This is a genomic window from Pseudomonas sp. B7 (assembly GCF_016735645.1).
In the GTDB taxonomy this organism is placed as follows: domain Bacteria; phylum Pseudomonadota; class Gammaproteobacteria; order Pseudomonadales; family Pseudomonadaceae; genus Aquipseudomonas; species Aquipseudomonas glycinae.
Window position 1 is genome coordinate 861,655 of the sequence record NZ_JAERRE010000001.1, and the last position, 19,949, is coordinate 881,603.

17 protein-coding genes and 1 pseudogene are annotated in these 19,949 nt (G+C 61.8%); 12 read left to right on the plus strand and 6 right to left on the minus strand.

What is annotated here, in order from left to right:
• Positions 1-43: 43 nt before the first annotated feature.
• The gene (hmpA, locus tag JKA62_RS04065) at positions 44-1,225 is read right to left on the minus strand and encodes an NO-inducible flavohemoprotein (protein ID WP_011335846.1); all 1,182 of its coding nucleotides are present in this window, start codon (positions 1,223-1,225) and stop codon (positions 44-46) included.
• A gap of 163 nt (positions 1,226-1,388) precedes the next feature.
• Between hmpA and norR the strand changes: the two genes are divergently transcribed.
• The 5 genes from norR (at position 1,389) to JKA62_RS04090 (ending at position 5,671) form a co-directional block, all read left to right on the plus strand.
• Positions 1,389-2,942, plus strand: a complete 1,554-nt coding sequence (norR, locus tag JKA62_RS04070; RefSeq protein WP_011335847.1) for a nitric oxide reductase transcriptional regulator NorR — start codon at positions 1,389-1,391, stop codon at positions 2,940-2,942.
• A gap of 124 nt (positions 2,943-3,066) precedes the next feature.
• Positions 3,067-3,969, plus strand: coding sequence for a chemotaxis protein CheV (locus tag JKA62_RS04075; RefSeq protein ID WP_011335848.1), 903 nt, complete (start codon positions 3,067-3,069; stop codon positions 3,967-3,969).
• Positions 3,970-3,996: 27 nt separating this feature from the next.
• Positions 3,997-4,455: a GNAT family N-acetyltransferase gene (locus JKA62_RS04080; protein ID WP_011335849.1), complete on the plus strand. Its 459-nt coding sequence runs from the start codon at positions 3,997-3,999 to the stop codon at positions 4,453-4,455.
• A 61-nt stretch (positions 4,456-4,516) separates the two neighbouring features.
• Entirely contained in the window at positions 4,517-4,834 is a 318-nt protein-coding gene (locus tag JKA62_RS04085; RefSeq protein WP_011335850.1) for a hypothetical protein, read from the plus strand.
• Between the two features lie 87 nt (positions 4,835-4,921).
• A complete protein-coding gene (locus JKA62_RS04090) occupies positions 4,922-5,671 on the plus strand; it encodes a YkgJ family cysteine cluster protein (RefSeq protein WP_201816455.1) in 750 nt (249 codons plus the stop codon).
• On the opposite strand, the gene JKA62_RS04095 is transcribed toward JKA62_RS04090, so the two are convergent.
• The 4 genes and pseudogenes from JKA62_RS04095 to JKA62_RS04105 all read right to left on the minus strand — a co-directional run bounded on the left by JKA62_RS04095 (position 5,668) and on the right by JKA62_RS04105 (position 8,126).
• On the minus strand, positions 5,668-6,732 hold the full coding sequence (locus tag JKA62_RS04095) for a methyl-accepting chemotaxis protein (protein ID WP_373423138.1): 1,065 nt from the start codon (positions 6,730-6,732) through the stop codon (positions 5,668-5,670). The genes JKA62_RS04090 and JKA62_RS04095 overlap by 4 nt on opposite strands.
• A gap of 243 nt (positions 6,733-6,975) precedes the next feature.
• Positions 6,976-7,257: pseudogene (locus JKA62_RS29165) on the minus strand (PAS domain-containing protein); the annotation flags it as partial.
• 147 nt (positions 7,258-7,404) lie between these two features.
• Positions 7,405-7,632: a hypothetical protein gene (locus JKA62_RS04100; RefSeq protein WP_039765632.1), complete on the minus strand. Its 228-nt coding sequence runs from the start codon at positions 7,630-7,632 to the stop codon at positions 7,405-7,407.
• Between the two features lie 134 nt (positions 7,633-7,766).
• Positions 7,767-8,126 (minus strand): DUF6124 family protein, encoded by a 360-nt coding sequence (locus tag JKA62_RS04105; protein WP_011335854.1) that lies wholly within the window; start codon positions 8,124-8,126, stop codon positions 7,767-7,769.
• Between the two features lie 1,009 nt (positions 8,127-9,135).
• On the opposite strand from JKA62_RS04105, the gene JKA62_RS04110 reads away from it, so the two are divergent.
• From JKA62_RS04110 to JKA62_RS04140, 7 genes are all read left to right on the plus strand, one after another.
• A complete protein-coding gene (locus JKA62_RS04110) occupies positions 9,136-10,296 on the plus strand; it encodes an efflux RND transporter periplasmic adaptor subunit (protein WP_201816458.1) in 1,161 nt (386 codons plus the stop codon).
• Positions 10,293-13,394 (plus strand): multidrug efflux RND transporter permease subunit, encoded by a 3,102-nt coding sequence (locus tag JKA62_RS04115; protein ID WP_011335856.1) that lies wholly within the window; start codon positions 10,293-10,295, stop codon positions 13,392-13,394. The genes JKA62_RS04110 and JKA62_RS04115 overlap by 4 nt, the downstream gene beginning before the upstream one ends.
• Before the next feature lie 8 nt (positions 13,395-13,402).
• Positions 13,403-14,080: a heavy metal response regulator transcription factor gene (locus JKA62_RS04120; RefSeq protein WP_011335857.1), complete on the plus strand. Its 678-nt coding sequence runs from the start codon at positions 13,403-13,405 to the stop codon at positions 14,078-14,080.
• Positions 14,070-15,434: a heavy metal sensor histidine kinase gene (locus tag JKA62_RS04125; protein ID WP_201816461.1), complete on the plus strand. Its 1,365-nt coding sequence runs from the start codon at positions 14,070-14,072 to the stop codon at positions 15,432-15,434. The genes JKA62_RS04120 and JKA62_RS04125 overlap by 11 nt, the downstream gene beginning before the upstream one ends.
• A gap of 121 nt (positions 15,435-15,555) precedes the next feature.
• Positions 15,556-15,777, plus strand: coding sequence for a hypothetical protein (locus JKA62_RS04130; protein WP_041475427.1), 222 nt, complete (start codon positions 15,556-15,558; stop codon positions 15,775-15,777).
• Between the two features lie 196 nt (positions 15,778-15,973).
• The gene (locus JKA62_RS04135) at positions 15,974-17,290 is read left to right on the plus strand and encodes an OprD family porin (RefSeq protein WP_201816464.1); all 1,317 of its coding nucleotides are present in this window, start codon (positions 15,974-15,976) and stop codon (positions 17,288-17,290) included.
• A gap of 109 nt (positions 17,291-17,399) precedes the next feature.
• Complete coding sequence (locus tag JKA62_RS04140) at positions 17,400-18,905, plus strand: sensor domain-containing diguanylate cyclase (RefSeq protein WP_201816467.1); 1,506 nt, start codon at positions 17,400-17,402, stop codon at positions 18,903-18,905.
• A gap of 61 nt (positions 18,906-18,966) precedes the next feature.
• Here JKA62_RS04140 and lpxC read toward each other — a convergent pair whose 3' ends face one another.
• Positions 18,967-19,878 carry a UDP-3-O-acyl-N-acetylglucosamine deacetylase gene (lpxC, locus tag JKA62_RS04145; protein ID WP_007956752.1) on the minus strand — a complete coding sequence of 304 codons (912 nt, stop codon included), beginning with the start codon at positions 19,876-19,878 and terminating at the stop codon, positions 18,967-18,969.
• Positions 19,879-19,949 lie beyond the last annotated feature (71 nt).

Below are 19,949 nucleotides of genomic sequence, written 5' to 3' on the forward strand. Positions count from 1 at the left end.
CCCATCGCGGGCAAGCCCGCGATGAAGGCAACCCGGTTTCAGATCATTCCAAAGCAGCAGCCGGTCCGAAGAACTCATACCGGCTCTGCTTCTCAGGCACACCCAGCGCCTTCAGATGACGCTTGATCGCCCCCATGAAACCTTTCGGCCCAAGGAAGTAAGCGTCCACATCACGCTCCGCCGGCAGCCACTCGCCCAGTTGCTCCTCGCTCAACAACCCGACCTTGTCCGCCGCCGGGCTCACACCATCATCTTCGGCGTAGCAATAGAAGCGCTTGAGCTGCGGATGACGCGCGGCCAGCCCGTCGATCCAGTCGCGGAACGCATGCACGCTGCCATTGCGCGCACTGTGGATGAAGTACACCGGACGCTCGGTTTCCAGCGCCGCTTCCAGCATCGCCAGTGTCGGAGTGATGCCGACGCCGCCGCTGATCAGCACCAGCGGTTTGTCGCTGGCAGTCAGGGTGAACTCACCCGATGGCGGGAACAGCTGAATACTGGCGCCGACATGCAGTTGATCATGCAGGTAATTGGAGGCACGGCCGCCCGGTTCGCGTTTGACGCTGATGCGGTATTGGCCTTTGTTGGCCAGGGCCGACAGCGAATAGTTGCGGCGGATTTCCTCACCGTCGAGCACCAGCTTCATGCCGATGTACTGGCCTGGCTCGGCGGCGAGGATCGGGCCTTTGTCCGCCGGTTCAAAGTAGAACGAAATGATTTCCGCGCTCTCCTCAACCTTGGCCGCGACGATGAACTCCCGTGCCCCGCGCCAGCCGCCGACGGCTTGCTCTTTCTGGTCATAAATGGCGGTTTCGGCACCGATCAGAATCTCGGCCAACTGACCGTAAGCCGCGCCCCAGGCGCTCATCACCTCCGGCGTGGCGATTTCTTCGCCGAGCACTTCGGAGATGGCGCGCAGCAGGCAGGTGCCAACGATCGGGTAGTGTTCCGGCAGAATCTGCAACGCCACGTGCTTGTTGATGATCTTGGCCACCAGATCGCCCAACTGGTCGAGTTGATCGATGTGACGGGCGTACATCAACACGCCGTTGGCCAGGGCGCGAGGCTGGTCACCGCTGGCCTGGTGGGCCTGGTTGAACAGCGGGCGGACTTCCGGGTACTCGGAGAGCATCATCCGGTAGAAATGGGTGATCAGCGCTTCACCGCCGCTTTCCAGCAGAGGCACAGTGGATTTGACGATGGCACGATCCTGGACGCTAAGCATAAGGGTGACTCCTGAGCCTTCTCTAAAAGTGCCTTATCCATTCCAGTATTCGTGCCAACTATTTTTTCTATATAAATCAATAGCTTGAAAATTATGTAGTCAGATCGACACAAGTGCCTCTATAGTCGCTTCGACTACAACGTGTCTCTTTGACTACAAGCCTATGTCCGCCAAATCATTGCTCACCGCCCTGCTCCCACTGGTCTCCGACCTGTCCCGCGAATTGCCCGAAGGCGAGCGCTACCGACGCCTGCTCGAAGCCATGCGCGCCCTGCTGCCCTGCGATGCCGCCGCATTGTTGCGCCTCGACGGTGAATGGCTGGTGCCGCTGGCCGTGGACGGCTTGAGTACCGACACCCTCGGCCGCCGTTTCAAGGTCAGCGAACACCCGCGCTTTGAAGTGCTGTTGGCCGGCGAAGGGCCGACCCGTTTCGCCGCCGACAGCGATCTGCCCGATCCGTACGACGGACTGGTCGACGGCCTCGACGATCATCTTGAAGTTCACGATTGCCTCGGCTGTCCGTTGTTCGTCGATGAAAAGCTGTGGGGGCTGATCACCCTCGACGCCCTCGATCCGGAGCGCTTCGAACCGATCGAACTCGACGCCCTGCAAGCCTTCGCCAGCCTCGCTTCGGCCACGGTCAACGCCGCCGAACGCATCGAGCGTCTGGCGACCCGCGCCGAAGACGAACACCAGCGCGCCGAGGTCTATCGCCAGGCCAGCGGTCAGCAGAATCGCGAAATGATCGGCCAGAGCAAAGCGCATAAACGGCTGGTCGAAGAAATCAATCTGGTGGGCGGCAGCGACCTGACCGTGCTGATCACCGGCGAAACCGGGGTCGGCAAGGAACTGGTGGCCCAGGCGATCCACGCCGCCTCCAAGCGCGCCGACAAACCGATCATCAGCCTCAACTGCGCGGCCCTGCCGGACACGCTGGTGGAAAGCGAACTGTTCGGCCACGTGCGCGGCGCCTTCACCGGCGCCACCAGCGACCGGCGCGGCAAGTTCGAACTGGCCAACGGCGGCACGCTTTTTCTCGATGAAGTCGGCGAGTTGTCGCTGACCGTCCAGGCCAAACTGTTGCGGGTTTTGCAGAGCGGCCAGTTGCAGCGTCTGGGTTCGGACAAGGAGCATCAGGTCGACGTGCGCCTGATCGCCGCGACCAACCGCGACCTGGCCGAAGAAGTGCGCAGCGGCCGCTACCGCGCCGACTTCTACCATCGCCTCAGCGTCTACCCATTGCGAGTGCCGGCGCTGCGTGACCGGGGGCGCGATGTGTTGTTGCTCAGCGGCTATTTCCTGGAACAGAACCGCTCGCGCATGGGCCTCAACAGCCTGCGCCTGAACAGCGATGCCCAGGAGGCGCTGCTGACCTACACCTGGCCAGGCAACGTGCGGGAACTGGAGCACTTGATCGGACGCAGCGCGCTGAAGGCGCTGGGCAACTGCAAGGTGCGACCGAAGATTCTCAGCCTGAGCGCGATGGACCTCGATCTGCCGCGCGAGGTTGTGGATAACTCGCCGATGCCGTCCGAAGCGACTGCCGCTCTGCCCTTGATCAGCGGCGATCTGCGCACCGCCACCGAGCAGTATCAGCGGCAGTTGATCAGTGCAGCGCTTGAGCGCAATCAGGACAACTGGGCCAGTGCCGCCCGTGAACTGGGGCTGGACCGGGCGAATCTGGGGCGGATGGCCAAGCGCTTGGGGATGAAATAAAAGTCCCGCCGTCGGATTGGCGCCAGAATCCCTAAAGCCTGCCGGTTACAAGTCGATAACCCGGCATCGATACCTGCTGGCGATCCGTGCGATCGCCGCTCACCTTTTTCCACAGAAGGTTTTTATGTCTTCCAACAAAGCCCGCGCAGATTCACTTTCGCTTCTGCTGTTTACCTTGCGCAGCGGCAAGCTGATGGCGATCAACCTGCTGAAGGTCAGTGAAATCATCCCCTGCCCGCCGCTGACCAAGCTGCCGGAGTCGCACCCGCACGTCAAAGGAATCGCCACCCTGCGCGGCGCTTCGCTGTCGGTGATCGACCTGAGCCGCGCCATCGGCGAGCGGCCGCTGGAAGACCCGAACGGCGGCTGCCTGATCGTCACCGACGTCAGCCGTTCGAAACAGGGCCTGCACGTGCAGGCAGTGAGCAAGATCGTGCATTGCCTGACCACCGACATCAAACCGCCGCCGTTCGGTTCCGGCGGTTCGCGCGCCTACATCACTGGCGTGACCTCGGTGGACGGCACGCTGGTGCAGGTGCTGGACATTGAAAAAGTCATCCACGGCATCGCCCCGGCACAGATCGAAATGGCCCCGACCGAGCTGAGCATGGAAGACGCCGAAGTGCTGGGCAACGCGCGGATCCTGGTGGTCGACGACAGTCAGGTGGCGTTGCAGCAATCGGTGCACACCCTGCGCAACCTCGGCCTGCAATGCCACACTGCGCGCAGCGCCAAGGAAGCCATCGACTGCCTGCTGGACCTGCAAGGCACGGCGCAGCAGATCAACCTGATCGTCTCCGACATTGAAATGTCCGAGATGGACGGTTACGCCTTCACCCGTACCCTGCGCGAAACCCCGGACTTCGCCCACCTCTACGTGCTGCTGCACACCTCGCTGGACAGCGCGATGAACAGCGAAAAGGCCCGCCTCGCCGGAGCCAACGGCGTGCTGACCAAGTTCTCCTCGCCGGAGCTGACCCACTGCCTGATCGAAGCGGCCAAGCATGTCGCTGCTCAGGGTCACTGAGTCTTGAGCGAGACGTTCTGCTTCCTGATGCGGCGCGACCTGAGCCAGGACGTGCCGACCATCGAATGGCCGAACGGCATCGAACTCACGACTTACAGCGCCGAACGCGCATCCGCCGTGCATGAACTGATGCAGATCGGCTACCGCGAAGGCGGTGGCCGGGTGCCGGCGCCGGACGTCTGGCAACAGCAGTTCGAAACCGATCCGGAATACGATCCGGCACTGTGTTTCATCGCCAGCGATGCCGAAGGCGTCATTGGCCTGGCGCAGTGCTGGACCAGTTCCTATATCAAGAATCTGGTGGTGCATCCTCGGGGGCAAGGTCGGGGATTGGGTCGGGCGTTGCTGCTTCATGCGTTCAAGACGTTTCAGGATCGGCGTGAAGGATTTGTCGACCTGAAGGTGCTGGAGAGCAATCAGCGAGCGCAGCGCTTGTACGAAATGTCTGGAATGTATGTGGTTCGCCGGGAACTGGTGCCGGACTGACAAACTAAAATCCTGCGGCATACTCCAACCTTGGCGATCAACTTCCAAGGATGCCCGAACCATGAAACGCCTCGCCCTCTCCGTACTTTGCCTCATCGCCCCGCTTGCCCACGCCTCCAGCCCCGACGCCTGGGCGGCCTACGACAAAGCCGTGCTCACCAGCTGCACCAAGGCCAGCGGCCTGAAAAACGCCAAACCGGTCGGCAACGCCGCGCAATTCGATGACCGCGTCGGCTACACCGCGCTGTTGCTGCAAGGCCAGTACCCGCAAAAGCACATGAAGGGCCAGCAAGGCACCGAGCTGTGCCTGTACAACAAAAAGTCGAAAACCGCGTTCGTCACCGAATGGGACTCGATCCGCCCCACCGCCAAACCCTGAGCGAATGGCGCACAACTTGCTTCACTTCGGGCCTGTACGGCGGCCTTATGTCGCCGATTCACACCCTGATTGAAGATTGCCCGCTCAATGAATACGACCTTTTCCTGCGTAGGCTGCGGCAAATGCTGCACCGATCACCATGTGCCCCTGACCCTGGCGGAAGCCCGCATGTGGGCGGCCGACGGCGGTCAGGTGATCGTGCTGGTGGAGGCGTTTCTTGCCAACGGCCTTGGGCTGCCGGAGCAGCAGCGCGAGCATGCGCAACGCCGTTCTGCAGTTGTCCGCAGCGGAATGTCCGACGCCCATGTGGCGATCACTTTCGCCGCCTACAACGTCGGCCCCTGCCGGAATCTTGACGACGACAAGCTGTGCCGCATCTACGAGCGCCGGCCACTTGTGTGCCGCATCTATCCCGCCGAAATCAATCCGCACATCCCGCTCAACCCCGCCGCCAAGGACTGCCCGCCAGAGTCCTGGGAGCAAGGGCCAGACCTGATCGTCGGCGGTGAACTGGTGGATCAGGAACTGGTGACGCTGATCCAGCGCTCGCGTCAGGCGGATCGCGACGACATCCGGATCAAGGATGCGATCTGCGGCTTGCTCGGCATCCGCACCACAGCGCTCAAGGGCGACGGGTTTACCGCGTACCTGCCGGACATGGGCGCGTTTGCCTCAGTGATCGATCAGGTCGCGGCGCAGCCATTGAGCGAAGTTTCCAGCGAATGGCTGTTCCATGTCTCCGGCGACGACATTGCCGGGCAAGTGCGGGCGGCCGGGGCACAGGTGGTGTCCGAGCCGCCGCAGACCTACGCGTTCATTTCGTTGCGAGCGGCCTAAGCGCCCTGCCGCCGCCCCCAGAACTCCCGCGCCAGCGAACGCAAATCCCCCGCCAGCCCCGCCACATCCTGTGAGTTGAGCTGGCTCTGGCGCCCCTCATCCACCGTCAGTTCACAGGCCGTGCGAATACTGACGATGTTGCGGTTGATGTCCTCGCTCACCGCGCTCTGTTCTTCAACCGCCGCCGCAATCTGCAGACTCATCTCGGTGATCTGCTCGACCCGGCCGCTGATCCCGTCCAGGGCCCGGGCCGCACGCTGGGCCTGTTCGACGCTGTTATCCACATGCTCACTGCTCTGCTGCATCACCAGCACCGCATCCCGCGCGCCGTTTTGCAGGGTGCTGATCATCCGTTGAATCTCGTTGGTCGACTGCTGAGTACGCTGAGCCAGACCACGCACCTCATCGGCGACCACCGCAAACCCACGCCCGGCATCCCCGGCCCGCGCCGCTTCGATCGCCGCGTTGAGCGCCAGCAGATTGGTTTGCTCGGCGATGCTGCGAATCACCTCCAGCACCCCGGAAATCTCGATGCTGTGGCCTTCGAGCTGATGAATCACCTCGGTCGCCCGCCCCAACTCCTCGGCCAGCCGCAACACTGCACTGCGACTCTCGCCCACCAGCAGATGACCTTCACGGGTTTCCGTACCCGCCATGTCCGCCGCCACCGACGCCTGCTGCGCATGGCTGGCCACCTCGGCCACACTGGCCGCCATCTGATGAATCGCCGCCGCCACCTGATCGGTTTCCGCCTGCTGCGCCAACGTGCTGGTGTGACTGCTGTGCAGATGATCGACCAATTGCGCCGCATGCCCGGCCAGCCGCTGCGATGCATCACCGATCCGCCCCACCACCGCGCCGACCTGCGCTTCAAGCATCTGCAAGGCAAACTCGATCTGCCCGAACTGATCCCGCCGCCCGGTATAAATGCCCTGGCTCAACGGGTTATCGGCAATCAGCCGGGCACGCTCGGTCAAATGCTCCAGCGGCCGCAATAACCAACCCACGCCCAGCGCACACGCGCCACTGCCGGCCACCAGCGCAGCGGCTTCGATGCCCATGGACTCCGGCCGCAGCCAGGCTTCCATCCCCAGCACCAGCGCCAGCAACGAACTGGTCAACGCCATGATCTTCGCCCGCAAACTCAGGCTCGGCAGCCGCGGCCACCGCGCCACCCGCCCCTCGCGCAACTGCGCATACGCCCGCTCCGCTGCCGCAATCTGCCGCGTATCCGGCCGCGTGCGCACCGACTGATACTCCACCGCCGCACCGTTCTGCGTGACCGGCGTGACATAAGCACTGACCCAGTAGTGATCACCGTTCTTGCAACGATTCTTGACCAGCCCCATCCACGACCGCCCACCCTTGAGCGTCTGCCACATATGGGCAAACGCCTGCGCGGGCATGTCCGGATGACGCAGCAAATTGTGCGGCGCACCCAGCAGCTCGTCGCGGCTGTAACCGCTGATCCTGATGAAGTCGTTGTTGGCGTAGGTGATCGCGCTGGTCAGATCGGTGGTCGAGAGAATGTTCGCATCCGGCGCAACATCGACATTGCGCCCGGTCACCGGGAGATTGATCTTCATGGAAAGCGCGCTCGTTTTATTGGAAAGAGTCGGCAGGGCTGCTGACTCTAAGCGCACTCACTGGTGAAACGTTGATCTGGCTCAGGAACTGAGCAATTAGCCATCACTGTGACCGAAAATCACAGCAACGGCCGAAGCGGGATTGAATCAGCGCTTGCCCATCGAACGGCGAGTGCCCGAAGGTGCCACACCCGGAATCTTGGCATGGCGATCACCGTCCTTGCCCTTGAACTGCGGCTGCTTCGCCGCTTTGGCAGCCGCCAGCTCACCTGGTTTGAACGGAAACTTGAACGCAGGAATGGTCGGCTTGGATTCGCCGGCCTCGGCCAGCTCTGCCGGGACATCGCTCACAGCGTTGTCGATTGGGGAAGTCATGAAAGCTCCGCGAAGCAAAAAGTCCGGCCCGGTGGACGAGCCGCGAAAGCGCGCAGTATACCTGCGTGTGCGGACTTTAAAGAGCCCCCAAAAGGGTACGACCGGTTTCTTTTCGGGACTCTTCGACTAGCGGATCACGTTTGCGGATCAACCCGATCCAGCGCCCGGTTCACCGCCAGCTCCGCCAGCATGATGATCTGCTGGATTCCCAACGCCGTACTGCGCTGCGGGCCCGAAAGCTCATTGGCGAAATTGCTGGCGATGGTACTGGCCGACGCCAGGGACTCGCAGGCATTGGCCAGCAGGCTTTCGGTGTCGACGTTAGGAGTGACCATGTACATCGTGCTCGGGCGCGGCTTGGTGGGGTTGGGGCAGAGGTAGTAGTCGAGGGCGCGTTTGATTGCTTCGCGGTTACGGGCGAGGTCTTCGGCGCGCATGGCCTCTTCGAGAGGGGTGGGTGATTCGAGGGGTGGGTCGGGTATCAGTTTGTCCATGAAAAGCTCCTACTTGGCTATGGAGCCATCCCTTGTCGTTTCCACACGACAAAAGGTGGCAGCTGTACGCAGGGTGGAAAACCGATAAGTAGGCAACCGGCCAGACCGAAGTCTGCCTGCGCACAGCCGCCGCGACGCAGTTTGCAGACGAAAGAAGACATCGGCAACGATTACGGGGAGATGCTTTGCAACTACTTGAAATCAGGTTTCCACGCCTGTTCGCTGAATTGGCAGCGACAGCCAAAGACTAGAGAGCGTGCTTCCGACGGACAACCTGAAAACATTGTGGGAAGTATCCGGTTTGGTTGTTGAGATTTAAACAACCTCAAAAGCCCCCTCACCCTAGCCCTCTCCCAGGGGGAGAGGGGACTGACCGAGGTGTTTGGAGGAGGTACGCCGACGTGAAAGACCGAGGTGAATTCAGCTTTTGAAAAGCTCCTGTGTTGTCCTCCACTCCCTCGAGAAAGGGCCGAGGTGAGCAAACCCAACAAAAACCAAAAGCCGACCGCACGCCCTTCACCACTCAGCACGATGAGCGTTAGCTCGAGTACCGCTCTTGACGTGCCGGCCCCATCGGAAGGCTGAGTGGAGGGATTTATCCGGGGGTGGGAGCGCAGCGACCGTGCGGCGCAGCCGCATGCATCGAGAGGAGGTGCAGCGAAGCAAACCGTAGGCGATGCCCCCGGATGAATCCCGGAACGAAGGAACGCCGAGCCACAGCGAGGCGCCGAACGCCGAGCCACAGCGAGGCGCCGAACGCCGGGGCCCAGCGTTTTGGTTACTTTTGGGCGTCTGCAAAAGTGACTCGCTGTAAGAGCGAAACCGCCATCCGCAACACCCGAAGAAACGGATATTCACCCAAACCCAAAACAGCATGGTCGGCCCAAAGGCCGCCAAGTCAAAAGCCGAAACTGACAGCGCCGTCAGCTAGCCGTCACCCTCCTGACCCCCAAACAAGTTTATAAAGACAAAACCTGCCCAAACCCCGTCCCCCTGGCGCCCCACAAGCATGCAAACCCAGAAGAAAAAAGCCCTGCTCGCTATCCTGCTGATCGCCTTCGCAGTCGGGGCCCTGTGGTTCACCCTGAAACCCGCCCCGGCCAAACTGGCAACCCCCACCGCCATCCCGGTGCGAGTCGTCGCCGTCAGCGAAAAAGACGTCCCCCGCTACACCAGCGGCATCGGCTCGGTCCTCTCGTTGCACAGCGTCGTGGTGCGCCCACAGATCGACGGCATCCTCACCAAGCTTTTGGTCAAAGAGGGCCAACTGGTGAAACAGGGCGACCTGCTCGCCACCATCGACGACCGCTCGATCCGCGCCAGCCTCGACCAGGCCCGGGCGCAACTGGGCGAAAGCCAGGCGCAACTGCAAGTCGCTTTGGTCAACCTCAAGCGCTACAAACTGCTCAGCGTCGACGACGGTGTATCGAAGCAGACCTACGACCAGCAGCAGGCACTGGTCAACCAGCTCAAAGCCACCGCCCAGGGCAATCAGGCCGCGATTGACGCGGCACAGGTACAACTTTCCTACACCCAGATTCGTTCCCCGGTCACCGGCCGCGTCGGGATTCGCACGGTCGACGAAGGCAACTTCCTGCGCATGACCGACACCCAGGGTCTGTTCACCGTGACCCAGATCGACCCGATCGCCGTCGAGTTTTCCCTGCCCCAGCAAATGCTGCCGACCCTGCAAGGCCTGATCAGCGACCCGCAGCGCGCGCAGGTCAAGGCCTACATCGGCGCCGACACCGATGGCGAAACCGGCAACCTGCTCGGCGAAGGTCACCTGACCCTGATCGACAACCAGATCAACGCCAACACCGGCACCATCCGCGCCAAGGCTGAGTTCGACAATCCCAACCAGAAGCTCTGGCCCGGCCTGCTGGTGACGGTAAAGATTCAGACAGCGCTGGATAAAGATGCACTGGTGGTCCCGCCCACTGTCGTACAACGCGGACTCGATCAGCACTTCGTGTACCGGGTCAACGGCGACAAGGTTGAAGCGGTGCAGGTGCAAATGGTTTATCAGGGCAGCGGTCAGGACATCATCAAAGGCGTGAAACCCGGCGACGTATTGGTCAGTGACGGCCAGTCGCGGCTCAAGCCCGGTTCGACCGTGCAGGTCATGAGCGAACCGCCGCAGGTGGTGCAAGCGGAGCCCAAGCCATGAAGCAGCACAAAGGCGTTTCGACCTGGTGCATCGATCACCCGGTGGCGACGATTCTGCTGACCATCGCGCTGGTGCTGGTCGGGGTGATTGCCTTCCCGCGCCTGCCGATTGCCCCGCTGCCGGAAGCGGAATTTCCGACGATCCAGGTCTCCGCCCAACTGCCCGGCGCCAGCCCCGACACCATGGCTTCTTCCGTGGCCACGCCGCTGGAGGTGCAATTCAGCGCCATCCCCGGCATGACCCAGATGACCTCCAGCAGTGCGCTGGGCTCGACCCTGCTGACCTTGCAATTCACCCTCGACAAGAGCATCGACACCGCCGCCCAGGAAGTGCAGGCCGCGATCAACACCGCCGCCGGCAAACTGCCGAAAGACATGCCGACCCTGCCGACCTGGAAGAAGGTCAACCCGGCCGACAGCCCGGTGCTGATCCTCAGCGTCAGCTCCACGCAAATGCCCGGCACTGAACTCAGCGACCTGGTGGAAACCCTGCTTGCGCGTCAGATCAGTCAGATCGACGGTGTAGGCCAGATCAACATCACCGGTCAGCAACGTCCGGCAATCCGCGTACAGGCCTCGGCGGACAAACTGGCGGCCATCGGCCTGACCCTCGCCGACATTCGTGTGGCGATCCAGCAGACCAGCCTCAACCTCGCCAAGGGCGCCTTGTACGGCGACTCGAGCATTTCCACGTTGTCGACCAACGACCAGTTGTTCCACCCCGAGGAATACAGCCAGCTCATCGTTTCCTACAAGGACGGCGCCCCGGTTCACCTCAAGGATGTGGCGAAAGTCGTCAACGGTTCGGAAGATGCCTACGTGCAGGCCTGGGCCGGCGATCGGCCGGGCGTGAACCTGGTGATCTCCCGCCAGCCCGGCGCCAACATCGTCGAAACGGTGGACCGGATTCAGGCCGCCCTGCCCGGCCTCGAAGCCATGCTGCCGGCCTCGGTGCAGGTCAAGACACTGATCGACCGCACCCAGACCATCCGCGCCTCGCTGCACGAAGTGGAAATCACTTTGCTGATCGCGATCCTGCTGGTGGTGGCGGTGATGGCGCTGTTTCTGCGCCAGTTGTCGGCGACGATGATTGTGTCGGCGGTGCTCGGTGTGTCGCTGACCGCCAGTTTCGCGCTGATGTATTTACTCGGCTTCAGTCTGAACAACCTGACGCTGGTGGCCATCGTGGTGGCGGTAGGTTTCGTGGTCGACGACGCCATCGTGGTGGTGGAAAACATTCACCGCCATCTGGAGGCCGGCGACAGCATGCGCGACGCTGCGATCAAGGGCGCCGGCGAGATCGGGTTTACCGTGGTGTCGATCAGTTTCTCGCTGGTGGCGGCGTTCATTCCGCTGCTGTTCATGGGCGGCGTGGTCGGGCGCCTGTTCAAGGAGTTCGCCCTGACGGCCACCTCGACCATCATGATTTCCGTGGTGGTATCCCTGACGCTTGCGCCGACACTGGCGGCGCTGTTCATGCGCAAACCGGTGCATCACGCCCATGACAAACCGGGCTTCAGCGAACGCCTGCTCGGCTGGTACGAAAAAGGCCTGCGCCGCGCCCTCGCCCACCAGAAACTGATGATCGGCGTGTTCGGCATTTCCGTCGCGCTGGCGATTGGCGGCTACGTGTTTATCCCCAAGGGTTTCTTCCCGGTGCAGGACACCGGTTTCGTCCTCGGCACCACCGAAGCCGCCGCCGATATTTCCTACAGCGACATGGTGAAAAAACACCTGGCGATGGCCGAAATCGTCGCTGCCGACCCTGCCGTCCAGGCGTTTTCCCACTCGGTCGGCGTGTCCGGCAGCAACCAGACCATCGCCAACGGCCGCTTCTGGATCGCCCTGAAAAAACGCGGTGACCGCGATGTTTCAGCCAGCCAGTTCATCGACCGTATTCGTCCGCAACTGATGAAAGTCCCCGGCATCGTGCTTTACCTGCGCGCCGGCCAGGACATCAACCTCAGTTCCGGCCCGAGCCGTGCGCAGTATCAATACGTGCTCAAGAGCAACGACGGGCCGACCCTCGCCACCTGGACCCAGAAACTCACCGAAAAGCTACGCAGCATCCCGGCGTTCCGTGACATTTCCAACGACCTGCAACTGGGCGGCAGCATCACCCACATCAGCATCGACCGCAGCGCCGCCGCGCGTTTCGGCCTGACGGCGAGTGATGTCGACGAGGCGCTGTACGACGCCTTCGGCCAGCGGCAGATCAACGAGTTCCAGACCCAGGTCAACCAGTACAACGTGATTCTGGAGCTGGACACCAAGCAGCGCGGCAAGGCCGAAAGCCTCAACTATTTCTACCTGCGCTCGCCGCTCAGCGGAGAGATGGTGCCGCTGTCAGCACTGGCCCGATTCGACGCGCCGACCATCGGTCCGCTGTCCATCGCCCACGACGGCATGTTCCCGGCCGCCAACCTGTCGTTCAACCTGGCGCCCGGCGTGGCACTGGGCGACGCGGTGATCCTGCTCAATCAGGCCAAGGCCGAGATCGGCATGCCGACCGCGATCAGCGGCAACTTCCAGGGCGCGGCGCAGGCGTTTCAGAGCTCGCTGAAAAGTCAGCCGTGGCTGATTCTCGCGGCGCTGGTGGCGGTGTACATCATCCTTGGCGTGCTCTACGAGAGCTTCGTCCATCCGCTGACGATCATTTCGACCTTGCCGGCGGCGGGTCTCGGCGCGGTGATCATGCTGTGGATCTGCGGGCAGGACTTTTCGATCATGGCGTTGATCGGGTTGGTGCTGCTGATCGGTATCGTCAAGAAGAACGGTATTCTGATGATCGACTTCGCCCTGGAAGCGCAGCGTCATCGCGGCTTGTCGCCGCAGGATGCGATTTTCGAGGCATGTATCACGCGGTTCCGGCCGATCATCATGACCACCCTCGCCGCCCTGCTCGGCGCCCTGCCACTGATGCTCGGTTACGGCACCGGCGCCGAACTGCGCCAGCCGCTGGGGATCGCAGTGGTGGGTGGGCTGCTGGTCAGCCAGATGCTGACGCTGTTCACCACGCCGGTCATATACTTGTGGCTTGAGCGGCTGTTCCACAAGCCCAAACCTGCGCCCGTCGCGGCGCTGGCAACGACAGACTGAGGCGGGTCATGCGCGTTCTGATTATCGAAGACGAAGAGAAAACCGCGGACTACCTGCACCGCGGCCTGACGGAACAGGGTTACACCGTGGATCGGGCCCGCGACGGCGTCGAGGGCCTGCACCTGGCGCTGGAAAGCGACTACGCGGTGATCGTCCTCGACGTGATGCTGCCGGGCCTCGACGGCTTCGGCGTATTGCGGGCGTTGCGTGCGCGCAAGCAGACACCGGTGATCATGCTCACCGCCCGCGAACGGGTCGAAGACCGGATCCGCGGCCTGCGCGACGGCGCCGACGATTACCTCGGCAAACCGTTCTCCTTCCTCGAACTGGTGGCGCGCCTGCAAGCGCTGACCCGGCGCAGTGGCGGCCACGAACCGGTACAAGTGAGCATCGCCGACCTGTGGATCGACCTGATCAGCCGCAAGGCCACCCGCGCCGGCACGCGGCTGGATCTGACGGCGAAAGAGTTTTCACTGCTCAGCGTGCTGGCCCGGCGCCAAGGCGAAATCCTCTCGAAAACCGCGATTGCGGAGATGGTCTGGGACATCAATTTCGACAGCGACGCCAACGTCGTCGAAGTCGCGATCAAACGCCTGCGGGCCAAGCTCGACGGGCCGTTCGACGAGAAACTGCTGCACACCATCCGTGGCATGGGTTATGTGCTGGAGAGCCGTGGTGTCCAGTAATTCCATTGCGCTGCGCTTGAGCGGGATGTTCACGCTGGTGGCGCTGCTGGTGTTCCTGTTGATCGGCGGCGCGCTGTATCAACAAGTGGACAAAGGCCTCGGCCTGCTGCCGGAAGCGGAGCTCGATGCGCGTTACAGCGTGCTGGAATCCGCGCTCAACCGCTATGGCACCCCTGAGCACTGGGTGAAGATCAACGCCAAGCTCAAGCTGCTCGGCGAAGAGGACAAGCGCATCCGCTTCTGGGTGGTCAGCGGCAATCCGGGCTACGAGTTTGGCGAGCCGGATGCCTTGATCCGCGCGTTTGCCCAAGGCCCCTTGGGCATGCGCGACCTGCAACTGCCCGACCATCCTTATCCGCTGAAAGTGCTGCTCACCGAATTGCCGGCCAAGGATCAACGCCCGCCGTTGCGCTTCATGATCGGCATCGACACCGAGACCTTTCACCAGACCCAGCATCAGTTGCTGATCGCGCTGGTGAGTCTGGCGGTGATCGGTGTGCTACTGGCGTCGGCATTGGGTTACTGGGTGGCGCGGATCGGCCTCAAACCGTTGATCAAACTGTCCCACGAAGCCCAGCGTCTGGCCCCGCCGTTGCGGGCCGGGCGCCTGCGTCTGTCACCGTTGCCACCGGAACTGGAGCAGTTCGTCGAGTCGTTCAACTCGACGCTGGAGCGGGTCGAACAGGCTTATTCGCGGCTCGAATCATTCAACGCCGACGTCGCCCATGAACTGCGCTCGCCGCTGACCAACCTGATCGGCCAGACCCAGGTCGCCCTGACGCGCGGGCGCTCTGCCGAGCATTATTTCGAAGTGCTGCAATCCAACCTCGAAGAGCTGGAACGCCTGCGCTCGATCATCAACGACATGCTGTTCCTGGCCAGCGCCGATCAGGGCAGTAAAGCCACCAAACTGACCTCAACGTCGCTGGCCGATGAAGTGGCAACCACCCTCGAATACCTCGACTTCATTCTCGAAGATGCGCAGGTCCAGGTGCGGGTAAGCGGCGACGCGCGGGTACAGATCGAGATCGCCCATCTGCGCCGGGCCTTGATCAATCTGCTGAGCAACGCGGTACAACACACCGCGCCCGGTCAGGTGATCGAAGTACAGATCGCGGCCGAGGAACATCAGGTCAGCATCGGCGTGGCCAACCCCGGTTTGCCGATTGCCAGCGAGCATTTGCCGCGCTTGTTCGAGCGCTTTTACCGGGTCGATGCGTCGCGCAGCAACAGCGGCAACAATCACGGGTTGGGGCTGGCGATCGTCAAGGCGATTGCGCTGATGCATGGCGGCGATGTGTTTGTGCGCAGTGATCGCGGGATGAACACCTTCGGGATCCACCTTCCGGTCTGAGGTCAGGGATCATTGCCATTCCCGCAACAGTCATTTATGAAAATCACGCTGTTTCCCAACGCCCGGCAACCTTATCTTTGCCCGCACCAAACAGCACTTGCCAAGCAAGAAGGTTTTCAAGATGTCCAACAGTATGGGTATTGCCAGCGCTTTCGTTTTGTCCTCATTGATCCTGTCGCCGCTGGCGATGGCTGAAGAATCCCAGACGTTTGTAGCGCAAAACGCCGCTCGCGCTCACGCATTCGAACAGCATCAGGCAGAAGTGATGGCCAAGGCTCAAGACGCCACGCAAGCCCCTCAGGCCGCAACTTCGCAGGCTCAAGCTTCTGAGAAAGACAGCTGAGTACCGCACCGCGCAACGTTTCCCTCGACGCGGTTGTTTGGCTCTTCCCGTTCAACCGTCGTCCTTGCAGGCCGCTGATTTTCAGCGGCCTTTTTTCGTTGTGGTCTGAACGCTGTCTGGTTCGTCTTTAACAACTGGAAACATCCCGCACCTCAAGACATTGAAGTGTCAGTTGACCCAAGGAGCTTTACCGCACGTGCGTTACCCAGTTCGCTTCACCCCGCTGTTCATTGCAATTGCCGCAACGATTGCCCCCACTGCCCACGCCGCCGAATCCGAGAAACAGGGTTTCGTCGAAGGTGCGAGCCTCAACCTCAATGCCCGCAACTACTACATGAACCGTAACCGTCTGCAGCAGGCGGATGACAACATCGAGTGGGGCCAGGGTTTCCTCGGCAAATTCGAGTCGGGCTACACCGAAGGCACGGTCGGCTTCGGCCTCGATGCCCACACCATGCTCGGTCTGAAACTCGACGGCGGTGGCGGAACGGACAACTCCAGCATCCTGCCGGTCAGTGACGGCAGCGGCAAAGCGCCGGGCGCGTTCTCCACGGCGGGCGGCACCTTGAAAATGCGCGCGTTCGATACCGAGCTGAAGGCCGGCGATCTGTTCCTCGCCAACCCGGTGATCGCCGGTGGCGAGACGCGCATGCTGCCGCAGACCTTTCGCGGCCTCAGCCTGACCAACCACAGCTTCGACGGCTGGATGATCGAAGGCGGCCAGGCCAGCTTCACCAAACCCTACAACCAGAGCGGCCACAAACGCATCGGCACCTCTTACGGCACCCTCGCCGACGGCGACAAGAGCCAGCACCTGAACTGGGCCGGCGTGGCCTGGAGCGGCGTCGAAGGCCTGACCAGCAGCCTGTACGCGTCCGAGCTGAAGGACATCTGGAACCAGTACTACTACGACCTCGACTACACATGGGCGCTGAATGATCGGGTGACCCTCAACCCGGGTCTGCACTTCTATCACACCCAGGACACCGGCGACGCGCTGCTGGGCAACATCGACAACAACACCTACAGCCTGCATTTCACCGTCGGCGTCGGCAGTCACAGCGTCACCGCCGCGTACCAGCGGGTCAACGGCAACACGCCGTTCGATTACATCAGCCAGGGCGACAGCGTTTACCTCGACAACTCGCAGCAGTACTCGGACTTCAACGGCCCGAACGAGCGTTCGTGGAAGCTGAAGTACGCCTACGACTTCGCCGGCGTCGGCTTGCCGGGTCTGACCTCGGCGCTGTCTTACTCGCGCGGTACGCTGGACCTGACCAAGGTCGATCCGCACAGCAAGGGTTACGCCTCGTGGTACAGCGCCGAAGGCCGCAACGCCAAGCACTGGGAGCGCGACATCGACCTCAAGTATGTGGTGCAGAGCGGTCAGGCCAAAGACCTGGCGGTGCGCCTGCAATGGGCGACCAACCGTGGCGGCAACGGTTACGGCGCACTGGATTCAGACACAGATGAATACCGTGTGATCATCGACTACCCGATCAACGTCTTCTAAGATCGGCGCTACAGTAAAAAGGCCAGCCTGATGCGCTGGCCTTTTTCTTGCCTGCGGCAGCGAAGCGGGTACAACTACGCTTACAAGAATCCCTTACCGAAACCGAACCATGATCGCGAGCCGCACCCCTACCGTTCCCGGCACGACCGGACGCTCCGAGCTGCTGCTGATCCTCGGCAGCCTGCTGAGCGTGATCGCGATTGTGTGCATCGTGACGTTCCTGCTGATCCGCGAACACGCCAACGCTCAGGAGTCGGCGACCCGTGGCGCCACCACCATCGCCCAACTGATCGACGCCGACGTGCTGCGCACCGTCGAGCTGTATGACCTGACGCTGCAAGGGCTGATCGCCGCCGCTCAGCGTGACGACCTGAAAGATGTGTCGCCGCAGATCCGCCATCTGGCGTTGTTTGATCGCTCCACCACGGCGCGCTTCAAGGGCGACATCCTGCTGCTCGACAAGCATGGCGAAGTGATCGCCGATTCCTCACGGGTCGATCCGCTGCCAGGCAATTTCGCCGACCGTGACTATTTCCTCGCCCACGCCTTCAACCGCGACACCGGCATGTTCATCAGCCGTCCGTTCAAGCCCCGCTGCGACTGCGATGACGCGGACCAGTGGCGGATCAGTTTCAGTCGGCGCATCTCGTCGGACACCGGCGAGTTCCTCGGCGTGGCCGTGGCGTCGATGAAACTCGATTACTTCGATCAGCTGTTCAACAGCCTCGACATCGGCATCGACAGCACCCTCAACATCATCAATAACGACGGCATCCTGCTGGCACAGAAGCCTTATCTGCAGAGCGATTCGATCGGCAAGAGCTTTGCCGCGCGGCCCAATGTGGTGCGGATCCTGCGCGACAGCAGCGGCAATGGCAGTTTCAACAGCATCTCGAGCATGGATCATCAGCAACGGCTGTACACCTACTCGCGGGTCGGCAATCTGCCGCTGACGGTGATCGTTGCCCTGTCCAGCGAGGAAGTGTTCGGCGCGTGGCGACGCACGGCGATCCTGATCAGCAGCGCCACCGGCGTGCTGTGTGCCGGGCTGCTGTGGCTGACCTGGCTGCTGGCCCGGGAGCTGCGCCTGCGTCAGCGTGCCGAACGCGAACTGGCGCAGCTCGCGGCGACCGATGCCCTGACCGGGGTCGCCAACCGGCGGATGCTTGATCAGTCGCTGCGCCACGAGTGGTTCCGCGCCCAGCGCTCGGGCAAGCCACTGTCATTGCTGATGATCGATGCCGACCACTTCAAGGCCTTCAATGACCGGCATGGGCATCAGGCCGGGGATCAGGCGTTGCGTGAACTGGCCAGGGTAATCACCACCAATGTGCGGCGCCCGGCGGACCTGGTGGCGCGTTATGGCGGTGAGGAGTTTTCGGTGATCCTCGCGGAAACCGACAGTGTCGGGGCGCAGCAGATCGCCGAGCACATTCGCGCAGCGGTGGAACAACTGTCGAGCGTGAATGAAGACCAGTCACCGATGACCGTGAGTATCGGCATCAGCACCTGGACGGCGACGAGCGAGATCAGCCTGGAGCAGCTGTTGTTCGCGGCGGACAAGGCGTTGTACCAGGCCAAGGAAGGTGGGCGAAACCGGGTCGTCGTGGCCTGAGAACAGGCATAAAAAAAGGCCACCCAAAGGTGGCCTTCAAAAAACTAGAGAGGTTTTTTACTTACACCGCCGCAACCGGGCGCATGTAAGAGATTGGTGCAGTGCTGGCGTCTTCGAACGTCACGACTTCCCAGGCATCTTTCTGCTCAATCAACTTGCGCAGCAGCTGGTTGTTCAGTGCGTGGCCGGACTTGAAGCCCTTGAACTCACCAATCAGGCTGTTGCCCAGCAGGTACAGGTCGCCAATTGCATCGAGGATCTTGTGCTTCACGAATTCGTCTTCATAGCGAAGGCCGTCTTCGTTCAGTACGCCATCGGCATCGACCACAATCGCGTTTTCCACGCTGCCGCCGAGTGCGAGGTTGTGCTTGCGCAGGTACTCGATGTCACTCATGAAACCGAAAGTACGGGCGCGGCTGACTTCTTTTACGAACGAAGTGCTGGAAAAATCCACGCTTGCACTTTGGGTGCGGTCCCGGAAAACCGGGTGATCGAAATCGATCTCGAAGCTCACCTTGAACCCTTCGAAAGGGACGAAAGTGGCGCGCTTGTCGCCGTCTTCCACTGTCACTTCACGCAGGATGCGGATGAATTTCTTGGCGGCGTCCTGTTCTTCCAGGCCAGCCGATTGAATCAGGAATACGAAAGGTCCTGCGCTGCCATCCATGATCGGGACTTCAGACGCGGAGAGCTCGACGTAGGCGTTATCGATGCCCAGGCCAGCCATGGCCGAGAGCAGGTGCTCCACCGTGTCTACCTTCACGTCACCGTTGACCAGCGTTGTCGACATGGTTGTCTCGCCGACGTTGGCCGCACGAGCCGGTATCTCGACAACCGGATCGAGATCGGCACGACGAAAGACGATCCCGGTGTCGACAGGTGCAGGCTTGAGGGTCAGGTAAACCTTCTCCCCGGAGTGCAGACCTACACCGGTGGCACGGATAATATTTTTCAGTGTGCGTTGTTTAATCATGGCATGGGCCGCTTCAGCGCAAATTGCGAACTGGTATCAACAAAGGCTGGCGATGATAGCAGACCGAGCCT